Annotated in this window: 15 protein-coding genes; 2 read left to right on the forward strand and 13 right to left on the reverse strand. The window is 67.8% G+C overall.

What is annotated here, in order from left to right; genetic code table 11:
• Positions 1-244: 244 nt before the first annotated feature.
• The 12 genes from HLA95_RS10000 to HLA95_RS10055 all read right to left on the reverse strand — a co-directional run bounded on the left by HLA95_RS10000 (position 245) and on the right by HLA95_RS10055 (position 16,948).
• Positions 245-3,970, reverse strand: coding sequence for an AAA family ATPase (locus HLA95_RS10000; RefSeq protein WP_222183172.1), 3,726 nt, complete (start codon positions 3,968-3,970; stop codon positions 245-247).
• Positions 3,967-5,196, reverse strand: a complete 1,230-nt coding sequence (locus HLA95_RS10005) for an exonuclease SbcCD subunit D C-terminal domain-containing protein (protein ID WP_222183174.1) — start codon at positions 5,194-5,196, stop codon at positions 3,967-3,969. Before HLA95_RS10005 ends, HLA95_RS10000 begins: the two co-directional genes overlap by 4 nt.
• A gap of 135 nt (positions 5,197-5,331) precedes the next feature.
• A complete protein-coding gene (locus HLA95_RS10010) occupies positions 5,332-6,456 on the reverse strand; it encodes an acetoin dehydrogenase dihydrolipoyllysine-residue acetyltransferase subunit (protein WP_191058109.1) in 1,125 nt (374 codons plus the stop codon).
• The gene (locus tag HLA95_RS10015; protein ID WP_191058110.1) at positions 6,456-7,469 is read right to left on the reverse strand and encodes an alpha-ketoacid dehydrogenase subunit beta; all 1,014 of its coding nucleotides are present in this window, start codon (positions 7,467-7,469) and stop codon (positions 6,456-6,458) included. The genes HLA95_RS10010 and HLA95_RS10015 overlap by 1 nt, the downstream gene beginning before the upstream one ends.
• 12 nt (positions 7,470-7,481) lie before the next feature.
• Entirely contained in the window at positions 7,482-8,405 is a 924-nt protein-coding gene (locus tag HLA95_RS10020; RefSeq protein ID WP_191058120.1) for a thiamine pyrophosphate-dependent dehydrogenase E1 component subunit alpha, read from the reverse strand.
• A 173-nt stretch (positions 8,406-8,578) separates the two neighbouring features.
• Complete coding sequence (locus HLA95_RS10025; protein WP_191058111.1) at positions 8,579-9,670, reverse strand: ABC transporter ATP-binding protein; 1,092 nt, start codon at positions 9,668-9,670, stop codon at positions 8,579-8,581.
• Positions 9,671-9,740: 70 nt separating this feature from the next.
• Entirely contained in the window at positions 9,741-10,619 is an 879-nt protein-coding gene (locus HLA95_RS10030) for a carbohydrate ABC transporter permease (RefSeq protein WP_191058112.1), read from the reverse strand.
• A 3-nt stretch (positions 10,620-10,622) separates the two neighbouring features.
• Entirely contained in the window at positions 10,623-11,645 is a 1,023-nt protein-coding gene (locus HLA95_RS10035) for a carbohydrate ABC transporter permease (protein ID WP_191058113.1), read from the reverse strand.
• Positions 11,646-11,700: 55 nt separating this feature from the next.
• Positions 11,701-13,227 (reverse strand): extracellular solute-binding protein, encoded by a 1,527-nt coding sequence (locus HLA95_RS10040; protein WP_191058114.1) that lies wholly within the window; start codon positions 13,225-13,227, stop codon positions 11,701-11,703.
• A 201-nt stretch (positions 13,228-13,428) separates the two neighbouring features.
• Complete coding sequence (locus HLA95_RS10045; RefSeq protein WP_191058115.1) at positions 13,429-14,283, reverse strand: carbohydrate ABC transporter permease; 855 nt, start codon at positions 14,281-14,283, stop codon at positions 13,429-13,431.
• Positions 14,276-15,223 carry a carbohydrate ABC transporter permease gene (locus HLA95_RS10050; RefSeq protein ID WP_191058116.1) on the reverse strand — a complete coding sequence of 316 codons (948 nt, stop codon included), beginning with the start codon at positions 15,221-15,223 and terminating at the stop codon, positions 14,276-14,278. Before HLA95_RS10050 ends, HLA95_RS10045 begins: the two co-directional genes overlap by 8 nt.
• Before the next feature lie 78 nt (positions 15,224-15,301).
• A complete protein-coding gene (locus HLA95_RS10055) occupies positions 15,302-16,948 on the reverse strand; it encodes an extracellular solute-binding protein (RefSeq protein WP_222183176.1) in 1,647 nt (548 codons plus the stop codon).
• A gap of 263 nt (positions 16,949-17,211) precedes the next feature.
• On the opposite strand from HLA95_RS10055, the gene HLA95_RS10060 reads away from it, so the two are divergent.
• Complete coding sequence (locus HLA95_RS10060) at positions 17,212-18,387, forward strand: M23 family metallopeptidase (protein ID WP_191058117.1); 1,176 nt, start codon at positions 17,212-17,214, stop codon at positions 18,385-18,387.
• A 36-nt stretch (positions 18,388-18,423) separates the two neighbouring features.
• Here the strand turns inward: HLA95_RS10060 and HLA95_RS10065 are convergent, their stop codons facing one another.
• On the reverse strand, positions 18,424-18,996 hold the full coding sequence (locus HLA95_RS10065; RefSeq protein ID WP_370467481.1) for an HNH endonuclease: 573 nt from the start codon (positions 18,994-18,996) through the stop codon (positions 18,424-18,426).
• 189 nt (positions 18,997-19,185) lie between these two features.
• Between HLA95_RS10065 and HLA95_RS10070 the strand changes: the two genes are divergently transcribed.
• Positions 19,186-20,256, forward strand: coding sequence for an MBL fold metallo-hydrolase (locus tag HLA95_RS10070; RefSeq protein ID WP_191058119.1), 1,071 nt, complete (start codon positions 19,186-19,188; stop codon positions 20,254-20,256).
• The last annotated feature ends 183 nt before the right edge of the window (positions 20,257-20,439 follow it).

A 20,439-nucleotide genomic window follows, 5' to 3' on the forward strand; every position in this document is an offset into this window, starting at 1 on the left:
GCCGTTATGCGTACCCGGAACAGGGGACGTGCCTGCCCTTCTCATGTCATCCCCCGCGCAGGCTGGGATGACGGAAGGGGCAGCCGCGGCTCGGGTTCGTTTCGTCATCGCGGTGCGAGCTGCGGCTCGGGTTCGTTCGTGCAGATTTGCCTGTCGGTTGTGGTGAGGCATAGCGGGCTGGCCCTCCGGCGGATCGGGAGGCCAGCATAGCACATCTAGGCGTTCAGTCCTAAACCGCCATGGATCAGGACGAGGTGACGGTCAGCGTGCTGCGGCCGTTGCCCTGGGGCGTCACCTCGACCCGCACCGCGATCCGCTCCTTCATCTCCTCGACATGGCTGATCACGCCGACCCGGCGGCCGGTCGCCTGCAGCCGCTCCAGCACCGAGAGCGCCATGCCCAGGCTCTGCGCGTCGAGCGCGCCGAAACCCTCGTCGATGAACAGGCTCTCGACCCGGATGCCCTGGCCGGACGACAGGCTGGCCAGGCCCAGCGCCAGGGCCAGGCTCACCAGGAAGCGCTCGCCGCCGGACAGGCTGTGCACGCCGCGCACCTCGTCGGCCATGAACCGGTCGACCACCTGCAGGACCAGATCGCCGCCAGGGGCGCGCTGCAGCTCGTAGCGCGGATGCAGCTCGGCGAGGTGCAGGTTGGCCAGGTGCAGGAGCTGCACCAGGGTCAGGTTCTGGGCGAAGCGGCGGAACTTCGCACCATCCGCCGAGCCGATCAGGCTGGCCAGGCGCAGCCAGACATCGGCCTGGCGGCGGCGCGCGTCCCGATCGGCGATGAGCTGGAGCTGGCCCTTGCCGATCCGGTCGTCGTTGATCAGCACGGCGAGCCGCTCGCGGTGCTTGGCCTCGGCCGCCTCGCGCCGTTCGGCCAGTTCCCTCAGGGCTTCCTGGATGGCCTCGACCGCACGGGCCGGTGTTCCCGCCGCGCGATGCTCCGCCAGGATGCGCTGCCGCTCGCGGCAGGTGACCCGCTGTTCCTCCAGGGCATTGGTCAGGCCCTGGAGTCGCGCGCGTTCCGCTTCGGTCCAACCTTCGGCACGCGCGAACGCGGTCTCGGCATCGGTCCGTTCCAGGCGGAGCTGGGCCAGGGCCGCCGCCAGTCGCCGTTCCGCTTCCGCCGCCGCGGCCTGCCCGGTCGCATGGGCACGCCGGGAGGCCGCCAGGTTCTCCTTCGCCACCGCCAGCCTGCGTTCCGCCGTGACCAGGGCCGCGCCGGCCTCGGCAGCGACGGCCTTGGCCTGGGCGAGGCGCGCCTGCATGGCCTGCTCGGCCGCATCCGCGGAGCCGTCCAGCATCCGCGCGCGTGCGTCGCGCAGGGTCTGCCATTCCGCCCGGCAGCGTATGGCGACGCCTTCCGCTTCCTTCAGTTCGTGCAGCCGGTGGACCAGCGTCGTGCGGGCCGCACCCTGCTGTTCCCCGAGTTCGCCGAGCCTGCCGCGGATCTCCTCGAGCGCAGCGGTCCGGGATGTCCAGGCGGCTGCAAGGTCGCGGCATCGCTGGGCCAGTGCCTGCGCATCCTTGCCGTGCTGGTCGCGCCACGCGGCGCAGGGGCCATCCAGCAGCTCGCCCAGACGCGCCAATACGCCGTCGCGTTCTGCCTCGGTCGCGCGCAGGCGTTCGGCGGAACGCTCTGCCTCCAGTGCCAGCTCGCGCTCCTGCTCCGCCGCCCGGTCGCCGGCGGCGGCGAGGCCGTCCAGCCGGTCGCGCCGCTCCGCCAGGGCGGATTGTGCCTGCCCGAGTCGGGTCTCGAGCTCGGTCAGGCGCGCCAGTTGCGCCGAGGCCTCACGGGCGAGCCGCTCGACCTGGTCCAGGTGACGGGCGTCATCCGGGCCGGGCTGCGCCGGGAGCAGGCCTTCGCCATGCGTGGCGATGGCGGCCAGGGCAGCGTCGTGGCGTTCCTGCCAGCGTGCCCGCTCGGCCTGGACCGCTGCCCGCTGACGCTCCACCTGCGGGCGCCGCTCGGTACAGGCACGTAGCTGGGTCGCCGCTTCGACCGAGCGGCGCTGCAGTGCCTGGAAGGCTTCCTCCAGCTCCGTGACCCGCTGCTGGTCCACCAGGACGCGTGCGGCCAGCACTTGGTCGGCCAGGGCCGCGGCATGGTCGACAGCACCGCAGACCGGGCACGGCTGGCCGGGCTGGAGTTGCAGGCGCAGATGCCTGGCCGCATCGCCGGCAGCGGCCTCGGACAGGTCCAGGCCGCGCCGGGCCTCGTCCAGCCGGGCGCGCGCTGCCGGCAGCGCCGTCTCGGCTTCGGACTGCGCGCCGGCTGCATGGGTGGCGCTCGCTTCGAGCTTGGCCAATTCGTCGGCCAGCTCGGCCAGGGTCGCAGTGACCCGCCTCCCCTCGCCATCGGCCTGCTCCAAAGCCTCCAGGGCCGAGCGGAGCTGGCGGCAGCGATCCAGCCGTTCCTGCACCGCCGGCCGGTCGATGGCGGCGATCTCGGCCTGAAGACTGGCGATCTGCGTGGTGTCGGCCTGAACCGCACGGCGCAGTTCGGCGAGTTCCGCCATCCGCCCAGCGCTCGCCTCGGCCAGGACCTGGCGCTGCCTCTCCAGCCCTGCCTTGCGCTCGGTCAGCTCGGCCAGGCGCCGGTCATGGTCCGTGGCGGCGGCCAGATCCTGCAGGGCCGCGCCGATCCGGCCGGCCAGCAGGTGGAGGCCCGGATGCGCGTCCAGCCATGCACGATGCTCCACCAGCGCGTCGGTCGCCTCGGCATGGGCGGCGTCCAGGCGCTGGAGCGCCGCTTCGGCCTCGGTCCGCTCGGCCAGGCGGCGGGCCTGGTCGGCCTCCGCGGCAGCGGCCGCCGCTTCGGCCCGTTCCAGCCGCACGTCCATGGCGCGCGCCTCGGCCAGCAGCGGTGCCAGCCGGTCGGCTTCACGCTGGACGTCGGCCATCTGCTCTGCGGCGTTTCTGCTGGCCGTTCCGGCCGCTTCCGCCTCGGTCGTGGCGGCCTCGCATGCCCTGGCGGCCGCTTCCTCCCGTGCCGCCAGTTCGGCCAGCTCGCGGGCGCAGCGTGCCCGCTCGTCGAACTGCGGCCGTACCGTCAGCGCCCGTTCGTGGAGTGCCAGGGCCGCTCGTGCGCCATCCTCGGCGGCATGGGCGGCCTCCGCCTGGGCGGCTGTCGCTTCCGCCTCGGCCAGATGCGCTGCGAGCTTCCTGTCCTGCTCGTGCCAGGCCTGTTCCCGTTCCAGCCCGGCCCGTGCCTGGTCGAGCTCGTCCAGCACCGCCTTGGCTGCCGCCTCGGCCGCCTCGGCCGCCTGGCGCTCCTCGGGCGGCAGCGGTACGGCACCGGCGATCCGCTCCTCCAGCAGGGCCAGCGCCTGCTCCTCCTGCTTCCTGCGCTGGAACGCCGCCTTGGACAGCTCGGCATAGATGAAGGTGCCGGTGATCCGCTCCAGGAGTTCGGCGCGCTCCTTCGCGTTGGCGCGGATGAAGGTGTCGAAATCGCCCTGGGCCAGCAGGACCGCGCGGCGGAACTGGTCGAAGCTGAGCCCCACCCGCCGCTCGATCTCGGCCAGCGTCTCGGTCTTCTTGTCGCCGATCAGCTGGCCGGTCGCGAGGTCGGTGAGCGTGATGCTCTGCGCCTGCAGCCGGCCGTCCGAGCGGCCGCGGGCCCGGCGGAGCTGCCAGCGGGAGCGGTAGTCGCGGCCGTCCTGGCCGGCGAAATCCACCTCGGCAAAGGCCTCGGCGGCACCATGGCGCAGCACGTGGCGGACATCATTGTACTGGACCTGCTCGCCGTCCCGGTCGCCGACCTTTTCCCGGTCGGCATGGTCGAAGCGCGGCAGGCGGTCGAACAGGGCCAGGCACATCGCGTCCAGCAGGGTCGACTTGCCAGCGCCCGTGGGGCCGGAGATCGCGAAGATGCCGGCACTGCGCAGGGGCTCGGCCTCGAAGTCCAGCTCGAAGGGGCCGGCCAGGCTGGTCAGGTTCTGGCCGCGGATGGCGCGGATCCTCATCGGGATGCTCCTTCCGCCTGCTGCACCTCCGTCAGCAGTTCCTTGAACGCCTGGAGCAGGTCGGGGGCCGGGTCCTGGCCGCCATGCTCGGCACGATGCAGTTCGGCGAACACGTCGGTCTCGGCGAGCTCGGCCAGCTCGCGCGCCGCCGCTTCCTGCCGGCCTACCGCGGCCGCCGGAACTTCCCGGCCGATCCGGACCAGGCGCACCGGCTTGCCCTGCAACGCCTGGTCGATCCGGCGGCGCAGGTCGGGCTGCGGCCCGTCCAGGCGGACCACCACTTCCAGGAACGGCCGGCGCTCGCGGCCCGGGTCATCCAGGCTCAGGGCCTGGAGCTCGGCCTCGATCGCCTCCAGAGGCGCGGCACCCTGGGCGGGTATCCGCAGGAACGGGACGAGGCGCGGGGCCTGGACCGGCTCGACCCGGGCGGGGCCGTCCCCGTCCAGTTCCACCAGCAGGATGCCGTGCCGGTAGTGGCGCTCGGTGACCGACAAAGGAAAGGGCGAGCCGGCGTAGCGGATTTCGGTGGGGCCCTTGAGGCGCTGCGGCCGGTGGAGGTGGCCCAGCGCCACATAGGCCGCGTGCGAGGGATAGATCGAGACCGGGACGGTCTCCTCGCCGCCGATCACCACCCGGCGCTCGCTGAGATCGGAGATCTCGCCGCCGGTGACGTGCAGGTGGCCGGTGACGACCAGGGGCAGGCCTTCGCGTTGTGTATCGGCATGGGCGATCGCCAGGCGGTGCAGCCGGGCGATGCCGCTTTCACCGTCCGCCGGCTCCGGCAGGTCGCCCGGGCGCAGATAGGGCATCGCCACGCACCAGGCCGCCGCAGTGCCGTCGCGGCGACGCAGCGGGACCGACAGGCCTGCCGGGTCGGGCCGGCCGTCCTTGCGCGGTACGGCGCCGATGATGGTGATCCGCGCGCTGTCCAGTAGCGGGCATGGCAGTTCCAGGCGGGCAGCGGAATCGTGGTTGCCGCCGGTCAGCACGATCTGCAGGCCCGGCTCGTCGCGGAGCAGCGAGGCCAGGAACTGGTAGAGCCGCCCTTGCGCGGCGGTGGACGGGTTGACCGTATCGTAGAGGTCGCCCGTCACCAGCAGCACGTCGGCCGCCAGTGCGGTGACCTGCTGCTTCAGCCAGGCGAGGAAATGGTCGTGCTCGGGGCCGCGGTCGAAGCCCAGGATCTCGTGGCCGAGATGCCAGTCGGACGTGTGGATCAGACGCATGCGCTGCCGGTGGCTGAGGGAATTGGAGCTGTCCTAGCGACATTTCCGGAGACATGACCAGCGTCCTCCGGAAACGGCAAGGGAGGCACCCGCTTTGCGCAGGTGCCTCCCTCGTTGGCTTGATCGACCGGTCCGTCAATCCGCCGCGGCGAACGCCAGGATGGCCTGATTGACCTCGGCCGACTTCTCCATGTGGATCAGGTGGCCGGCATCGTCGAAGGTCGTGACCTTGACCGAGCCCGGCAGGCCCTCGGCATGCTTGGCCGGCACGATCTTGTCCTGGGTGCCCCAGATCACCTGGACCGGCACCTTCGCCGAGCCCAGCTGGTCACGCAGCGAGAGCGCCTGCTTGCCGCCGGCGAACACCGCGTCGCGCACCTTCTTGAGCGCGGCGTCGACCCCGTCCAGGCGCTTGAACTTCAGGACGTCCTCGACCATGTCGCCGGTCACCATCTCGGGCTTGGCGACCAGCATCTGCAGGATCGGTTCCAGCTTCTTGCGCCGCGACGCCTCGATGAAGCCGTTGATGTACTCCATCGAGATGTCCGGGCCGAGCCCGGCGGGTGCGAGCAGGGTCGCCGAGGCGACCCGGTCCGGGTGGTGCGTCGCCAGGTAGAGCGACACGCCGCCGCCCATGGAATGGCCGGCCAGATGCGCCTTCTGGATGCCCTTGGCGTCCAGGAAGCCCAGCACGGTCTTGGCCTGGCTGGCGATGTCGGCCTCGCCCACGTCCTTGCTCGACCCGCCATGGCCCGGCAGGTCGATGGCGTAGGTCGTGTGCTTCTCCGCCAGGGCCGGCTGGTTGAACAGGAAGTTGTTCAGGTCGCCGCCATAGCCGTGGATCAGCACGATCGGGGCACCGGCGCCGTCGCCGATCTGCAGGTAGCGGATGCGCTGGCCCGCGACCTCGACGGTCTCGGGCTCCGGCCCCTTCTCCGATGCCGAGGCAGCGAGCTGCTCGGCGAACTTCGCCTGGAAGTCGTCGACGAAGCTGCCGATCTCGGCGTCGCTCACCGATTCGTCGGCGACGACCCCCAGCAGGGCGCCGACGGGGACGGTCTCCCCGCCGGTGACGAGGATCCGGCGCAGCTTGCCCGACACCGGGCTCTCGAAGGCGTTGGCGATCTTCGAGGTCTCGATGTCGGCGATCTCCTGGCCCTTGGAGACGGTAGCACCCTCCTCCACGTGCCAGGCCGCGAGCATTCCTTCCTGCATCGCGAGGCCCCATTTGGGCATCACGATGGTCTGGATCTCTGACATCAGTGCGACTTCCCCGTGACCGAGCGCACGGCCGCCTCGATCTTGTCCATGCTCGGAATGTAGAGGTCTTCCAGCGCCGCCGAGAACGGCACCGGCGCGTGCGGGGCCGTCACCATCTTGATCGGCGCCTTCAGCTTGTCGAAGGCTTCCTGGCAGATCAGCGCCGACACGTCGGTCGCCATGTTGCAGCGCGGATGGGCCTCGTCGACCACGACCACGCGGCCGGTCTCGGCGGCGGTCTCCAGGATCGTCTCGGTGTCGAGCGGCGACGTGGTGCGCGGGTCGACCACCGTGCAGGTGATCCCCTCCTTGCTGAGCTTGTCTGCCACCGTGTTGGCGAAGTTCACCATCCGGCCGAACGCGATGATGGTGGCGTCGTCACCCTCGCGGGTCACGTTGGCCTGGCCGAACGGGATGGCGTAGGACTCGTCGGGGACCTCGCCCTCCATGTCGTACATGGCCTTGTGCTCGAAGAAGATGACCGGGTCGTCGTCGCGGATCGCCTGGATCATCAACCCCTTGGCCTCATAGGGGTTCGAGGGCAGCGCCACCTTCAGCCCGGGGATGTGGGTGAAGATGTTGTAGAGGCACTGGCTGTGCTGGGAGGCGGCGCGGAAGCCGGCGCCATACATGGTGCGGATCACCACCGGCGTGGTGGCCTTGCCGCCAAACATGTACTTGAACTTCGCCGCCTGGTTGAAGATCTGGTCGAAGCAGACCCCCATGAAGTCGACGAACATCAGGTCGGCGACCGGGCGCAGGCCCGTCGCGGCGGCACCCACCGCCGCACCGATGAAACCGCTCTCGGTGATCGGCGTGTCGATCACCCGCTCGCGGCCGAACAGGGGCAGCAGACCCTTGGTGACGCCCATGGGTCCACCCCAGGCATCCTGCTCGGCATCGCCACCGGCGCCGCCGGCGATGTCCTCACCCAGAACGATCACCCGGTGGTCGCGCTCCATCTCCTGACGGAGCGCCTCGCTGATCGCCTGCCGATAGCTCTTCTTGGCCATGATTCTGGTCGCTCAGTAGGAGATGTAGACGTCGGTGAGCAGGTCGGCCTCGGTCGGCTCGGGCGCCGACTTGGCCTGGACCACGCACTGGGCGATCCGGTCCTTCACGCTCCGGTCGATCTCGTCCAGCGCGCTGCCGTCCAGCAGGCCCGCCTCGGTGACACGGCGGCGGAACTGCATCAGCGGGTCCTTCTGCGCCCGGTAGTTCGCCACCTCGTCGGCCGGGCGATAGGTCATCGCGTCGCCTTCGAAGTGCCCGTAGTAGCGCAGCACCCGGCTGTGGATGAGCGACGGGCCACCGCCGTTGCGGGCACGCTCGACCGCCTCGCGGGCGGCTTCCCAGACGGCGAAGAAGTCGCTGCCGTCGACCTCGACCGCCGGGATGTCGAACGCCTTGCCGCGGTTCACCTGGCTGCCGGCCACGGAGTACCTGGACGAGGTCGCCTCGGCGTAGCCGTTGTCCTCGACCACGAAGATCGCGGGCAGGTTCAGGATCTTGGCGAGGTTGTAGCTCTCGAACACGGTGCCCTGGTTGGAGGCGCCGTCACCGACGAAGGCCACCGCGACGCCGCCGGTCTTGAGCGTCTTGGCGGTGAGCGCCGCACCGCAGATCAAGGGCGGGCCGCCGCCGACGATGCCGTTGGCGCCCATCATGCCCTTGGACAGGTCGGCGATGTGCATCGACCCGCCCTTGCCGCCGCAAAGGCCTTCCTTCTTGCCGAAGATCTCAAGCATCATCGCATGCTCATCGCAGTCCTTGGCCAGGCAGTGGCCGTGGCCGCGATGGGTGGACGCGATGTAGTCGTTGTCGTTCAGGTGCATGCACACGCCGACGCCCGACGCTTCCTCACCCGCATAGAGGTGGACGAAGCCCGGGATGCTGCCGGCCGAGAACTCCTCGTGCACGGCCTCCTCGAACTCACGGATCATCACCATCCGGCGATATGCCTTGAGCAGATCCTCACGACTTAGCTGCACTTCTTGCCTCCCAGGTTCGCCGATTCGTCCAGGCGAACCGTTTCACCGACCAACGCCGGAATTCCGGTCGTTGCGTCGAGCCATCCCCAGACTGCGGCTGTTGCCGTTCCCCCCGCACCGTTCTTCGACGGTCAGAACAGGGCCACGCCGTCGTCTTTACCGAACAGGTGCCACCGCCCCCGGTCCAGGGTCAAGTAGCATGGGCTGTCCATCCGGCCCTCGAAATCCGGCCGGGTCTTGACCAGCACCTTGTCGCCGCCGAGCGAGACGTCGACCAGCATGTCGCCGCCGATCGGCTCGGTCACCAGGATCTGCCCGCCGAACGAATCCGGGGTCTCCACCGTGCTGATCGCGATCTGGTCCGGCCGGATGCCCATGCGCACCTCGCGCTGTGCATAGCGCTCGCGCACGATCGCCGCCTGCTCGGGACGCAGCACCAGGTCGAAGCTCGAGTGGACCAGGCGCAGCTCGCCCTTCTCCTCGACGATCCGGCAGTCCAGGAAGTTGATGGGCGGCTCGCCGACGAAGCCCGCGACCCAGGCATTGACCGGATGGTCGTAGATCTGCCGGGGCGTGCCGAGCTGCTGGAGCACGCCGTCGTTCATCACCGCGATCCGGTCGGCCATCGACAGGGCTTCGAGCTGGTCGTGGGTGACGTAGATCATGGTGGTGCCGAGCCGGCGCTGCATCAGCTTCAATTCGCCACGCATGTGGGCACGCAGCTTGGCGTCCAGATGCGCGATCGGCTCGTCGAACAGGAAGAGAGCCGGCTCGCGCACGATGGCACGGCCGATCGCGGTGCGCTGCTTCTGCCCGCCGGACAATTCGCCCGGCCGGCGCTCCAGCAGGTGCCCGATCTCCAGGATCGCGGCCGCCTTGCGGACGCGGTCCTCGATCACGCTGCGCTCGACGCCGCGCAGCTTGAGCGGGTTCGCCATGTTGTCGAACACGGTCTTGTGCGGGTAGAGCGCGTAGTTCTCGAACACCATGGCGATGTCGCGGTCGCGCGGCGGCAGGTCGTTGATCCGCTTGGCACCGAAGCGGATCTCGCCTGCGCTGATATGCTCCAGCCCCGCCAGCATCCGCAGCGTCGAGGACTTGCCGCACCCCGAAGGCCCCAGCACCGCCACGAACTCGCCGTCCGCCACCTCCAGGTGCAGTTCCTTCACCGCGGGCGTCTGGCCGTAATACTTCCAGACCTTGTCGATGCTCACCGAAGCCATAGGGAAATCCTCAACCCTGCCCTGCCGGGGCGATCGTTCTCGTTGTGGGCGGTCTTGCTGCGGAAGCCGGTCATTCGCGCACCGCCCCCATGGTCAGCCCGGTCACCAGGTAGCGTCGGATCAGGAGGCCCAGGAACATCATCGGCAGGGTGGTCACCACGCCGGCCGCCATGATGCTGCCCCACTGGATGTTCTGCGGCTGGACCAGTTCCTTGGTGGCCACCGGCAGGGTCTTGGCGCCGCCGGAGCCGATGATCGAGGCGAACAGGAAGTCGTTCCAGGCGAACAGCACGCAGAGCACCAGGAACGCGCCGATCCCGGGTGCCACCAGCGGCAGGATCGAGCGGAACGCCTGCATCCGGGTGGCACCGTCCACCATCTGCGCCTCTTCGATCGCAAAGGGCACGTTGTCGAAGAAGCCCTTGAGGATCCAGATCGCGAACGGCAGGTTGAAGGTGGTGTAGGCCAGGATCAGGCCCCAGAGCGACCCTACCAGCTCCAGCGAGCGGAAGATCGCGTAGAGCGGCACCATCACCGCCACCACCGGCGCCATGCGCGTGCTGATGATCCAGAAGAACAGGTCCTTCTTGCCGCGGAACTCGGTGCGCGAGAGCGCATAGGCGCAGGTGGCGCCCAGCGTGACCGAGACCACGGCCGAGCCCAGCGCTGCGGCGACGCTGTTGAAGAAGTAGACGCCGAAGTTCAGGTTCACGAACAGGTTGGTGTAGTGCTTGAACGTCGGCTCGAAGTCGAAGAACAGCGCGATGCCGCTCCAGTCGCCCACCGCCGGGATCCGGAAGGCCTCCAGCAGGTCCTTCAGGGAGGAAACGAACATCACGAAGATCGGCAGGATCGTCCAGAGCAGGTAGACCGCCAGGAAGACCACCACCGCCACGTTGGCGATGCGCCGCGCCGGCGACGCATACTCGACCACATCCTTGGAAGCCATGGCTCAGCCCTCCGTCCGGCCGACATTGCGCGCAGCGGGACTGTCGAAGATCTTCACCAGGAACATGCCCAGGATGATCGTCACCACCAGCAGCGTCAGCGCGATCGCGGCACCGCGGCCGAGCTTGAAGTATTGGAAGGACACGTCGAACAGATAGACCGGCAGGATGTTGGTGGCGTCCGCCGGCCCGCCGCCGGTCAGGATCAGCACCGAATCGATGAACCGGAAATTGTCCATGAAGCGCAGCAGGATGCCGATCAGCAGGAACGGGTAGAGGTTCGGCAGGACGACCTGGAAGAAGTTGCGGATCTCCCCTGCCCCGTCGACCATGTTGGCCTCGAGCTGGTCGCGCGGCACGCGCTTGAGGCCCGCCAGCGTGATCAGGACGATGAGCGGCGTCCACTGCCAGATGTCGACCAGGACCAGGCCGATCATCGCGGTGCTGGGCGAGCCCAGGATCGAGGTTTCGCCGAGCAGGCCCACGCTCTGCATGAACCAGTGGTACCAGCCGAACGTGCCGTTATAGAGATAGTACCAGACCAGGCCCGCGATCGCCGGAGCCATCATCATCGGCATCAGGAACACGGTCACCAGGACCTTTTCCCAGCGCGAGCGGTTGAGCAGGACGGCAATCAGCACGCCCAGCAGCACCTCGAAGAACAGGCACATGGCGCTGTACTGGATCAGCAGCAGCCACCCGTTCGAGAACTTGGCGTCACGGGTGAACAGCCGCTCGAAGTTCTTCAGCCCGACCCATTTGTCGCCTGCCATGATGTCCACGTCATGGAGGCTCATCCAGATCAGCCAGAAGAACGGATAGAGCGAGATCGCCGCCAGCGTGATGATCGCCGGAGCCATCATGTAGAAGTAATAGCGGCGCGACGGCTCGGGATTGCGCGCGAGCGGCTCCGCTTCCAGTACGGTCACACCGTCGCGGGTGACGAACCCCGGCATGATGCCGACCGGGTTGATGCCGCCCGGGGCATCGCCACGCAGTGCACCGCCGGGAAGAACTTGGGTGGCCATGCCTGCTCCAAGAACGATCCGCCGGCCATGATCGGCCGGCGGACGCCAACGTTGCTCAGATGTCGTTCATGTCGTCGACCTGGTCGCGGATCGACTCGCAGGTCGCAGCAGGATCCTGCTGGCCGGAGATGCACTTCTGCACCTCGGTCAGGATGATCTGGTAGTACTCGTTCGCCTCGGGGATCTTCGGGCCCAGCACGAAATGCGGGTCCTTGATGCCGTAGTCGTAGACCGCGTCGAAGGTCAGCGCGTTCGGCATGTCGGTCGGCCGCTGGCGCGCTTCCTTCACCCCCGGCATGTCCATGACCGCCTTGCGGGTCGGCGTGCCGCCCACACCCTTGAGCACGTTGTACTGGGTCTCCTTGGACGTCGACCACATCGCGAACAGGTAGGCGGCACGCTTGAGGTCGTCGGAGGCATTGTTGTTGATGCCGATGCCGCCGATGCCGCAGCTGGTGCCGTTGACCGCCTGCCCACCGTTCTTGATCCAGCTCGCCTCACCTTTCGGGCAGGGCGCATAGGCGGTCTTGCCGCCGGCGGCACGGCTGGTCTTCTCGTCCTCGATCGAGGCCGCGAACTCATGGTACTGGACCTGCATCGCGATCTGGCCGGCCTGGTAGACCGTGTTCAGCTGCAGCGTGTCGTTGGCCAGGTTGTCCGGATGGGCGACGCTCGCCAGCTCCTTCCACTTCTCCATCAGGAAGATCGACGATTCGTCGCCCCACCGGGTCGGACCCGGCTCCTTGGAGCCCAGCTTGTCGTCGACGTCGAACTCGGTCCACTGGCCGTGCGCGTACATCAGGCGCTGGATGTCGAGCTGTGCGGTCCAGGCGAACGAGCCCTGGTGCTGGGCGTAGCCGTAGGGCACGTCCTGGCCCGCAGCGCGCAGCTTCTTGAAGAACTCGGCGAAGTCGTAGACGTTCTTCCAGGTGGTGTCCTTGGTGAACTCCATCCGGTAGCCGTACTCCTTCTCGAAGTCCGGGCTGTGCTGCTCGAACAGATCCTGCCGGTAGAAGGTGCAGGCCACCGCCGAGTCATACGGGAACGCGATCAGCCGGTCGCGGGTGTACATGGTCCCGCAGACATCGAGGAAGTTCTCGAACCAGGCGTCCGCGCCCATCCCGTCCGGGTCCTGGGGCAGCGTATCGTCGTTGATGAAGTCGTTCAGGTTGGCGAAGTAATCGGCGAACGGCGCGCCGATCGGCTTGTCCTGCACATAGTTCAGGTGGAAGTCGGCCTTGCCGCTACGCAGGTCGATGCCGACCTTCTGCTGCACCACCGGCAGGTCGTCGGTCAGGATCTCCACCTCGATGCCGGTCAGGTCGTAGAACGGCTTCAGGTTCTCGCGGATCGCGAAGGAGGGCGGCGTGTTCTCGCTCATGAACACGAGCTTGGTGCCGGAATACTGCTTCCACTTGGCATCGTCGGACGAGGCCGCCTGGACGGGCGAGCGCGTCACCACCGAGCTCAGGCCGACCGCTACGGAGCCGGCGCCCAGCGCGGTGGCGACGCCACCGCCCAGTTCCAGGAACTTGCGCCGGGGAATCCGCTTATAGATCGCGTTCTTCGGAACGTAGAACATCGAACAGCCTCCCTGTCCTCGGACGGCGACACAGGAGGCGGCCATGCCCATCTTCGTCGGGCAGGACCTTCTGAGCGCCATTCCGTGCCGGGCCTTTATCGACCCGTGCATTCCCTGATCGTCGACCTGTCGTGCAGGTCGATCGTCTTCTGTCTGTCCTGCAGCTAAGTTGACCGTTTCACCGGCGTCAAGTCATGCGGTTCATCCCTTCACCGCGCCCATGGTCAGCCCGCGCACGATGTAGCGCTGCGCGATCAGCGCGATCAGCACCGGCGGAATCACCGCCACCATCGCCCGCACGCCCATGAACCAGAACTGTACACCGCGCGTGTCGACGGCACCCGCGATATGTACCGGGATGGTGATCACGTTCTGACTGCTGATCGCGACCGCGAACAGGAACTCGTTCCAGCTGAACGCGAAGATGATCAGCCCGGTCGCCGCCATGCTGGGGGCGGCCAGCGGCAGCGCCACCCGCCAGAATGCGGTCCAGTAGCTCGCACCGTCGACCAGCGCCGATTCCTCCAGCTCCACCGGGAGTTCCAGGAAGGTCTGGCGCAGGATCACCACCACGAAGGGCAAAACGAAGGTCGCGTTGATCAGGATCAGCGCCAGATGAGTGTCCAGCAGGTTGAAGGTGCGCATGATCAGGTAGAACGGGATCACGGTCGCCACTGGCGGCAGGATCCGCTGCGACAAAAACCAGATGGTGATGTCCTGGTTCTTCCAGGTCCGGAACTGGAAGCGGGCCACCGCATAGGCGGCGGGCACACCCAGGAGCAGCGCCAGGATCGCGGCCGCGATCGAGATCACCGTGCTGTTGTAGAGGGCGTGCATCGTCTCGGGCGTGCCGACCTGGTCGATCCAGTTCCCCAGCGTCGGCTCGAAGTTCACCCAGGGGATGCCGAAGCCCGCGACCGTGAACGTGTCCAGCGGGTTGCGCAGCGACTGGGAGAACGACCAGTAGATCGGGAACAGAAAGGCCATCGTGACCGCGATCGCCAGGATCGAGAACACGGCCCAGCGCAGCTGTGCTGCGGCTCCACGCTCAGCCATAGCTCTGTCGCAGCCTCCGGAAGAACAGCAGGACGACCACCATGACCACGGCCAGCAGCCCGTAGGCCATGGCACTGGCATACCCTAAGTCGAAGAAGCGCAGCCCGGTGCGGAACGCCAGGAAGGAAAAGGACTGGGTGGCAGTGCCGGGTCCGCCGCCGGTGAGCGCGAAGGGGATGTCGAACAGCTTGACCGCCTCGGCGATCCGCAGGAGCAGCACGATGATGATGGTCGGCTGCAGGAGCGGCAGCAGCACCTTGAACAGGATGTCGGGGCCGGAGGCACCGTCGATCCTGGCCGCTTCCAGAAGCTCGTCCGGCACGCCCTGCAAGGCCGCCAGGAAGACCAGGAAGCAGAACGGCGTCCATTGCCAGATGTCGACCAGGGCCACCGAGAACAGGGCCCAGTTCGGGTTGGACAGCCAGGGGATGCCGGTGAACGCGAGCGGCCCGCCCTCTTCGTAAAAGATCGTGAAGAAGGAGTAGCCCATCGCGATCGGCGTGGCGAAGATCGGCAGGATCATGATCGCGCGCAGCGTCGACCTGCCCATGAGCGGCCGGTTGAACAGCAAGGCGATCAGAAAGCCCAGGCACAGCTCGATCGGCACCGCGATCAGCACGAACACGAGCGTGACCTTGATCGCCTCGTGGACCTGCGGGTCGGTGAACAGTCGCTTGAAGTTGGTGAGGCCCACGAACTCGGTCGTGGTCACGGTATTGCGGACCACCACGTTCTTGGTGCGCGGCCGGCCCTTGCTGTCCAGGACCGGCTGGCCCGCTTCATCCAGGACCGGCTCCTTGACGCGCTCGACCTGGGTGGTCTGGTCGATCTTGTTGAAGGCGATGAACAGCGAATAGCCAAGCGGGAAGATGGTGAAGAGAAGCACCCACACGACCGCGGGTGCGAGGAACAGGAACCGTACCCGGCTCGTCCAGCGCATGCGTCCGCTCCAGTCGTCGATCCGAGCGTGAAAGTTCCGCCAGGGCCGAGCGGCCCCGGCGGAGGCGCAAGTATCGGATCAGTCCTGGTAGCCGATCGCCGCCCGGTAGTCGGCCAGTTGCTTGTCGCGGCCGATCCGGTCGGTCACCTGCTCCCAGGCGGCCGCCGTGTCGTCCAGCGCCTGCTGGGCGGTCTTCGAGCCGGCCATGGCCGAGGACAGGTTCTTGTCGAGAATGTCCCAGTACTCGAACGTGCCGGGGATGCGCAGATAGGGCAGGCTCACCGGCGCGAAGAAGGTCTGGTGATAGGCGTGAGTATAGGCCCGGGCGTCGTCCGCGTTCCAGCCGGCCTTCTCATAGTCCTCGATGCTGGCCGTGCCGCCGTCCTCGGGCAGGAACTGGTAGCTGAAGCCCGGATCGACACCGTCCCAGCCATACATCGCCATCATCTTGCTGACCGGCGGCATCGCCATCAGCGAGAGGAAGGAATAGGTGGCCTCGGGATTGGCCGAGAAGTTCGAGATGATGCCGTGCCACGAGCCGCCGGTGGTATTGCCGATCGGCTGCGGGTCGTCGGTCTTCACGAACTCCTTCTTCTCCATGTCGTAATATTCGTTGGAGGACGGCAGCATGGCCGAGGCGCAGTCGCCCTGGACCTTGGAGCGGGCCTCGTCCTGGCACAGCGCACCCAGATCGCCCCAGGAATAGGCGAACACGGCCTTGCCGCGCAGGAAATAGTCCCAAGCCTCGCCCAAGGACCAGCCGACCTGGGCGGCCGGACCGGTCTGGTGCAGCTCCTGCAGATATTCCAGCGCCTTCACATGGCCCGGCAGGTTGATCAGCGCCTTCATGTCGGTCGGGTCGAACCAGTACACGTTATGGTACTGGTCGAGCTTCTCGCCGGGCGTCATGGCGAACGAGGCCGACATGGTCTGGAAATGGTAGTGGCCCTGCTCGCCGACCTTGAGGTGCAGCACCGCGCCATTGTCCGGCTCGGGATCGCTGTCGTCCCAGTTCTTGCCGTTGAAGAACTTGGCGATGTCCAGGAGCTGCTGCCAGGTCTTGGGCGGCGACGGCAGGTCGTATCCATACTCGGCCTTGAAGGCCTGCTGGTGCTCCGGGTTCTCCAGCACGCTCTTGCGGTAGTAGAGGACCTGGCCGTCCGCGTCGTTGAGCACGCCGTAGGACTTGCCCTCCCACTGGTGCAGCGTCTTGAGTGCTGGCGGCATCGCGTCATAGGACCATTGCGGGTACTCGCCGGACGCCATCAGGTCGTCGATCTGGTAGAGCAGGCCGACCGGCGCCACGTCGCCATACCAGAACGCACCCGCCATGAACGCATCGTACTGACCGGTGCCGTTGCGCAGGTCGAGCATCATCTTGGTGTAGTGCTCGCCGAACGGCAGCTCGACGATGTTGACCTTGCCGCCCGACAGTTCCTCCCAGATCGGCCGGAACGAGTACAGGGGCCCGGAGATGCCGCCCTTGGGCCCGCCGCTGTTCACGGTGACGGTGATCTCCACCCCCTCGTAGGGCTTCTCGTCGGGGCCGAAGATCGAGCCCAGCTCCTCGCGGCTGACGGTGATGACCTGGTCGTCGTATTCCGGCCCCATCTGGAGCGAGACGGTGTCGTCGTCGTTCCACGTGACCCGCCCTTCGGCGGCCGCCTGGCCTGCCGAAAGCGCAAGGAGAGCGGTCGCGCCCAACAGCGCGCACGTCATGCGCATGATCAGTCACTCCCTGAACCGCGGCCTGTCTGGTTTTTGCCGGCCGTTATCAAAAGTATGCGCAGGACCGGCGGGCTTGAAAAGTCCGATCTAATCCTTGCTGGGTGCCCCTCCCGGCATGGGCAGGTCCCCGGCGCCCTTCGGCCTGCGCGATCCGCTACTGGCGCGGCCACAGCGGTTTATCTGTGGAACATGTTGCCTGAAATCGATAAGGAAGTGGGCTGGTCTTCTCCGGGCAAGTCATTCCGACGAACGGGAATATCATGAAGCGCCATTATTTGGGCTTATTGTGCGCTGCGGGCCTGCTTGCCGCCGGGGCGGCAGCGGACGCAGCCGAGGACGTGTTCACGCCGCTGACCGCGGTGCCGTTCAACCCGGTCACCACGCCCGTCCCGGGCACGGATGGCAGGTGGCACTTCGTCTATGAGCTGGAGCTGACCAACACGCGCAGCGTGCCGGCGACGCTGGAACAGGTGGACGTCGTGGGCGTGAAGCCCGCCGACGCCCTGGCGACGTTCGATCCGCCATCCTTCCCGGGCAGGCTGAAGCAACTCGACAACCGGCCGGCCGAGAATGCCGAGATCGAGCTGAACGCGACCCGGCTGTTCCTGATCAACATCGCCATGGAACGCCAGGACATCCCGGCTCGGCTCAGCCACATGCTGGATCTGAAGGGCGCCGGCCTGAACGCGACCGATCCGAACCCGGCGAAGCTGCGCTACCAGGCCGCCACCTTGAACGTGACCCGCGACCTGCCGAACGTCCACCCGCCGCTGTCGGGCAAGGGCTGGCTCGCCATCAACGGCTGCTGCGAGCCCGGCGTCCATCGCTCGACCGCACTGCCGGTCAACGGCAAGCTGCATTTCGCCCAGCGCTTCGCCATCGACTGGGTGCGCCTGGACGAGCAAGGGCGTCTGCGCAACGGGCCGGTCGACCGGGTGGAGAGCTATACCGCCTACGGCGCCACGATCCATGCGGTGGCGGACGGGACGGTCGTGTCGACGCTGGACGCGCTGCCCAACCAGGTTCCGGGAAGCCTGCCCGATCCCGGCACCATCACCCTGGCCAATGTCGACGGCAACCACGTCGTGCTGGATATCGGGAACGGCTACTACGCCTTCTATGCCCACATGCAGCCCGGCTCCGTGCAGGTCCGGGTCGGCCAGAAGATTCGTGCCGGCACCGTGCTGGGCCTGCTCGGCAATAGCGGCAACACCTCCGCTCCCCATCTGCACTTCCACATCATGGACGGCGAATCCGTGCTGGGCTCGGAAGGCGTGCCCTACGTGTTCGACCGCTTCGAGCTCGCCGGCAACATCCCGGATGCCGCCGTTCCCGCCGACATGGGCGGGAATTTCAGCCAGTTCCTGCGGCCGACGCCGCAGTCCCGCACCGAACAATTCCCGCTCGACACCGATGTGATCGACTTCGGGCAGTGAGCGCGCGCCCGGCGGCGGGTAGGTCCCGCCGCCGGCTCAAGGCTCCAGCTCGCTGTCCCAGTAGAGGAAGTCGCGCCAGCTCTCGTGCAGATAGCCTGGCGGAAATTGCCGGCCGTTCTGACGGAGCTGGTGGGTGCTGGGCTGCTGCGGAGGGCTCAGCGGGTGCATGCCGCATTCCCGCGGCAGGCGGCTGCCCTTGCGCAGGTTGCAGCGGGTGCAGGCGGTGGTGATGTTGTCCCAGGACGTGCGGCCACCGCGCGAGCGCGGCACCACATGGTCGAAGGTCAGCTCCTGGATGGGCGCGGTGATGCCGCAGTACTGGCAGGAGAAGCGGTCGCGCAGGAACAGGTTGAAGCGGGTGAAGGGCGGGCGCCGCTCCTGCGGCACGTACTGCTTGAGCGCCACCACGCTGGGGAGCCGCAGCTCCTGGCCAGGCGAGCGGATCACCCGGTCGTAGTGGGACAGTACCGCGATCCGGTCGAGGAACATGGCCCGGACCGTGTCCTGCCAGCTCCAGACCGAGAGCGGATACCAGCTGAGCGGCTGGAAGTCGGCGTTGAGAACCAGCGCCGGGAAGGCCGACGCGGACAGGTGGGCATTCGCCGAGATCGAGGCGAAACGTCGTTGGCTGAAGGTCTGCGTGGTTGCGGCACGCCCCCTTTGGCTCGGGTTTCCTCGTCTACCTCGATCTGCCTAGACCCGTACCGCGACGGTTTCAAGACAAGGCTGGCGCCGGGGCGTCCCTTCCGACCCCGGGCGGTCTGGACGGCCGGTACGATCCCCCCCATCCTGCCGGCGATGACATCGCCCACCCGCCGCACCGTCCTGTCCAGCCTCGTGAGCGCGCCGCTCCTCCTGGCCGGCTGCGGCGGCGGCACCAGCGAGCCGAGACAGCTTCCCGACATGCCCTGGCACCATGTGGACGGCGGCTTCCGCAACCCGCCCGGCAGCCCCGTGCGCGGCGGCGAGCGCAGCGAATGGTGGGCGTTCATGTGGCGCGGCTTCACCCGCCGCCAGCCGGTCGAGCTGCAGGACGGCCATGTGCTGGAGCCGGTAGCAGCCAAGGCTGCGCTGGCGGCAGCCGCGGACGGCGACATCGTCACCTGGCTGGGCCATGCCGGGTTCCTGCTCCGGCTGAACGGGAAGTGGATCGCCATCGACCCGTTCCTGTCCGAGTACGCCTCGCCGATCCCGCCGTTCGGGCCCAAGCGCTTCTCGCCCGTGGCGCTAGCCGCGGTCGACCTGCCGCCGATCGACCTGCTGCTCCTGTCGCACAACCACTACGACCATCTGGACCGGCCGACCCTGGAACGGCTGCCGCTGGCGGCGGATGCGACCCTGGTCTGCCCCTTGCAGGTCGCGGGCTACGTCGAGACCGGCCGGTTCGCCCGCGTGGTCGAGCTCGACTGGCACCAGCCTCATGGCGGCCCGGACCTGTCGGTCACCTGCCTGCCGGCGATCCATTTCTCCGCGCGCACGCTCTGGGACCGCAATCGCTCGCTCTGGGGCGGCTTCCTCCTGACCACGCCCGGCAAGCGGGTCTATTTCTCCGGCGACACCGCGTTCGGGCCGGTGTTCCAGGAGCTGGGCGCCGGCTATGGCGGCGTCGACCTGGCGCTGCTGCCGATCGGCGCCTACGAGCCGCGCAAGCTGATGCAGGCATCGCACTGCACGCCGGAGGAGGCGGTCGAGATCGGCCGGCTGTTCCGCGCGCGCCACGTGCTGGGCATGCACTGGGGCGTGGTGCGCCTGACCGACGAGCCACCCTTCGAGCCACCGGAGCGCTTTAGGCGCGCGATCGGCAGTGCCGGCCTGGCCGACGACTGGGGCTGGGTAATGGCGGTGGGCGAGACCCGTCCGATCGGCTGATGCGCTAGGCCCGATCGACATTCAGGATTTTCAAGCGGGCTACGTGCTGGTTCACGAGGCTCTGTGCTGAAGCGCGGAGCGGATGATGGCGTCCAGGCGATACGAGTTGAGCGAGGCGCAATGGGTGCGGATCGCATCGCTGCTGCCGGGCAAGGCTGGTGACCCGGGCCGCCGGGGGGCGGA

It is taken from the genome of Geminicoccus harenae (assembly GCF_019800005.1).
GTDB classification, from domain to species: domain Bacteria; phylum Pseudomonadota; class Alphaproteobacteria; order Geminicoccales; family Geminicoccaceae; genus Geminicoccus; species Geminicoccus harenae.

Excerpts from the sequence above, each read along its gene's own strand:
- HLA95_RS10000 (WP_222183172.1), bottom strand. The coding sequence starts at position 3,970 with ATGAGGATCCGCGCCATCCGCGGCCAGAACCTGACCAGCCTGGCCGGC.
- HLA95_RS10005 (WP_222183174.1), bottom strand. The coding sequence starts at position 5,196 with ATGCGTCTGATCCACACGTCCGACTGGCATCTCGGCCACGAGATCCTG.
- HLA95_RS10010 (WP_191058109.1), bottom strand. The coding sequence starts at position 6,456 with ATGTCAGAGATCCAGACCATCGTGATGCCCAAATGGGGCCTCGCGATG.
- HLA95_RS10015 (WP_191058110.1), bottom strand. The coding sequence starts at position 7,469 with ATGGCCAAGAAGAGCTATCGGCAGGCGATCAGCGAGGCGCTCCGTCAG.
- HLA95_RS10020 (WP_191058120.1), bottom strand. The coding sequence starts at position 8,405 with ATGGTGATGATCCGTGAGTTCGAGGAGGCCGTGCACGAGGAGTTCTCG.
- HLA95_RS10025 (WP_191058111.1), bottom strand. The coding sequence starts at position 9,670 with ATGGCTTCGGTGAGCATCGACAAGGTCTGGAAGTATTACGGCCAGACG.
- HLA95_RS10030 (WP_191058112.1), bottom strand. The coding sequence starts at position 10,619 with ATGGCTTCCAAGGATGTGGTCGAGTATGCGTCGCCGGCGCGGCGCATC.
- HLA95_RS10035 (WP_191058113.1), bottom strand. The coding sequence starts at position 11,645 with ATGGCCACCCAAGTTCTTCCCGGCGGTGCACTGCGTGGCGATGCCCCG.
- HLA95_RS10040 (WP_191058114.1), bottom strand. The coding sequence starts at position 13,227 with ATGTTCTACGTTCCGAAGAACGCGATCTATAAGCGGATTCCCCGGCGC.
- HLA95_RS10045 (WP_191058115.1), bottom strand. The coding sequence starts at position 14,283 with ATGGCTGAGCGTGGAGCCGCAGCACAGCTGCGCTGGGCCGTGTTCTCG.
- HLA95_RS10050 (WP_191058116.1), bottom strand. The coding sequence starts at position 15,223 with ATGCGCTGGACGAGCCGGGTACGGTTCCTGTTCCTCGCACCCGCGGTC.
- HLA95_RS10055 (WP_222183176.1), bottom strand. The coding sequence starts at position 16,948 with ATGCGCATGACGTGCGCGCTGTTGGGCGCGACCGCTCTCCTTGCGCTT.
- HLA95_RS10060 (WP_191058117.1), top strand. The coding sequence starts at position 17,212 with ATGAAGCGCCATTATTTGGGCTTATTGTGCGCTGCGGGCCTGCTTGCC.
- HLA95_RS10070 (WP_191058119.1), top strand. The coding sequence starts at position 19,186 with ATGACATCGCCCACCCGCCGCACCGTCCTGTCCAGCCTCGTGAGCGCG.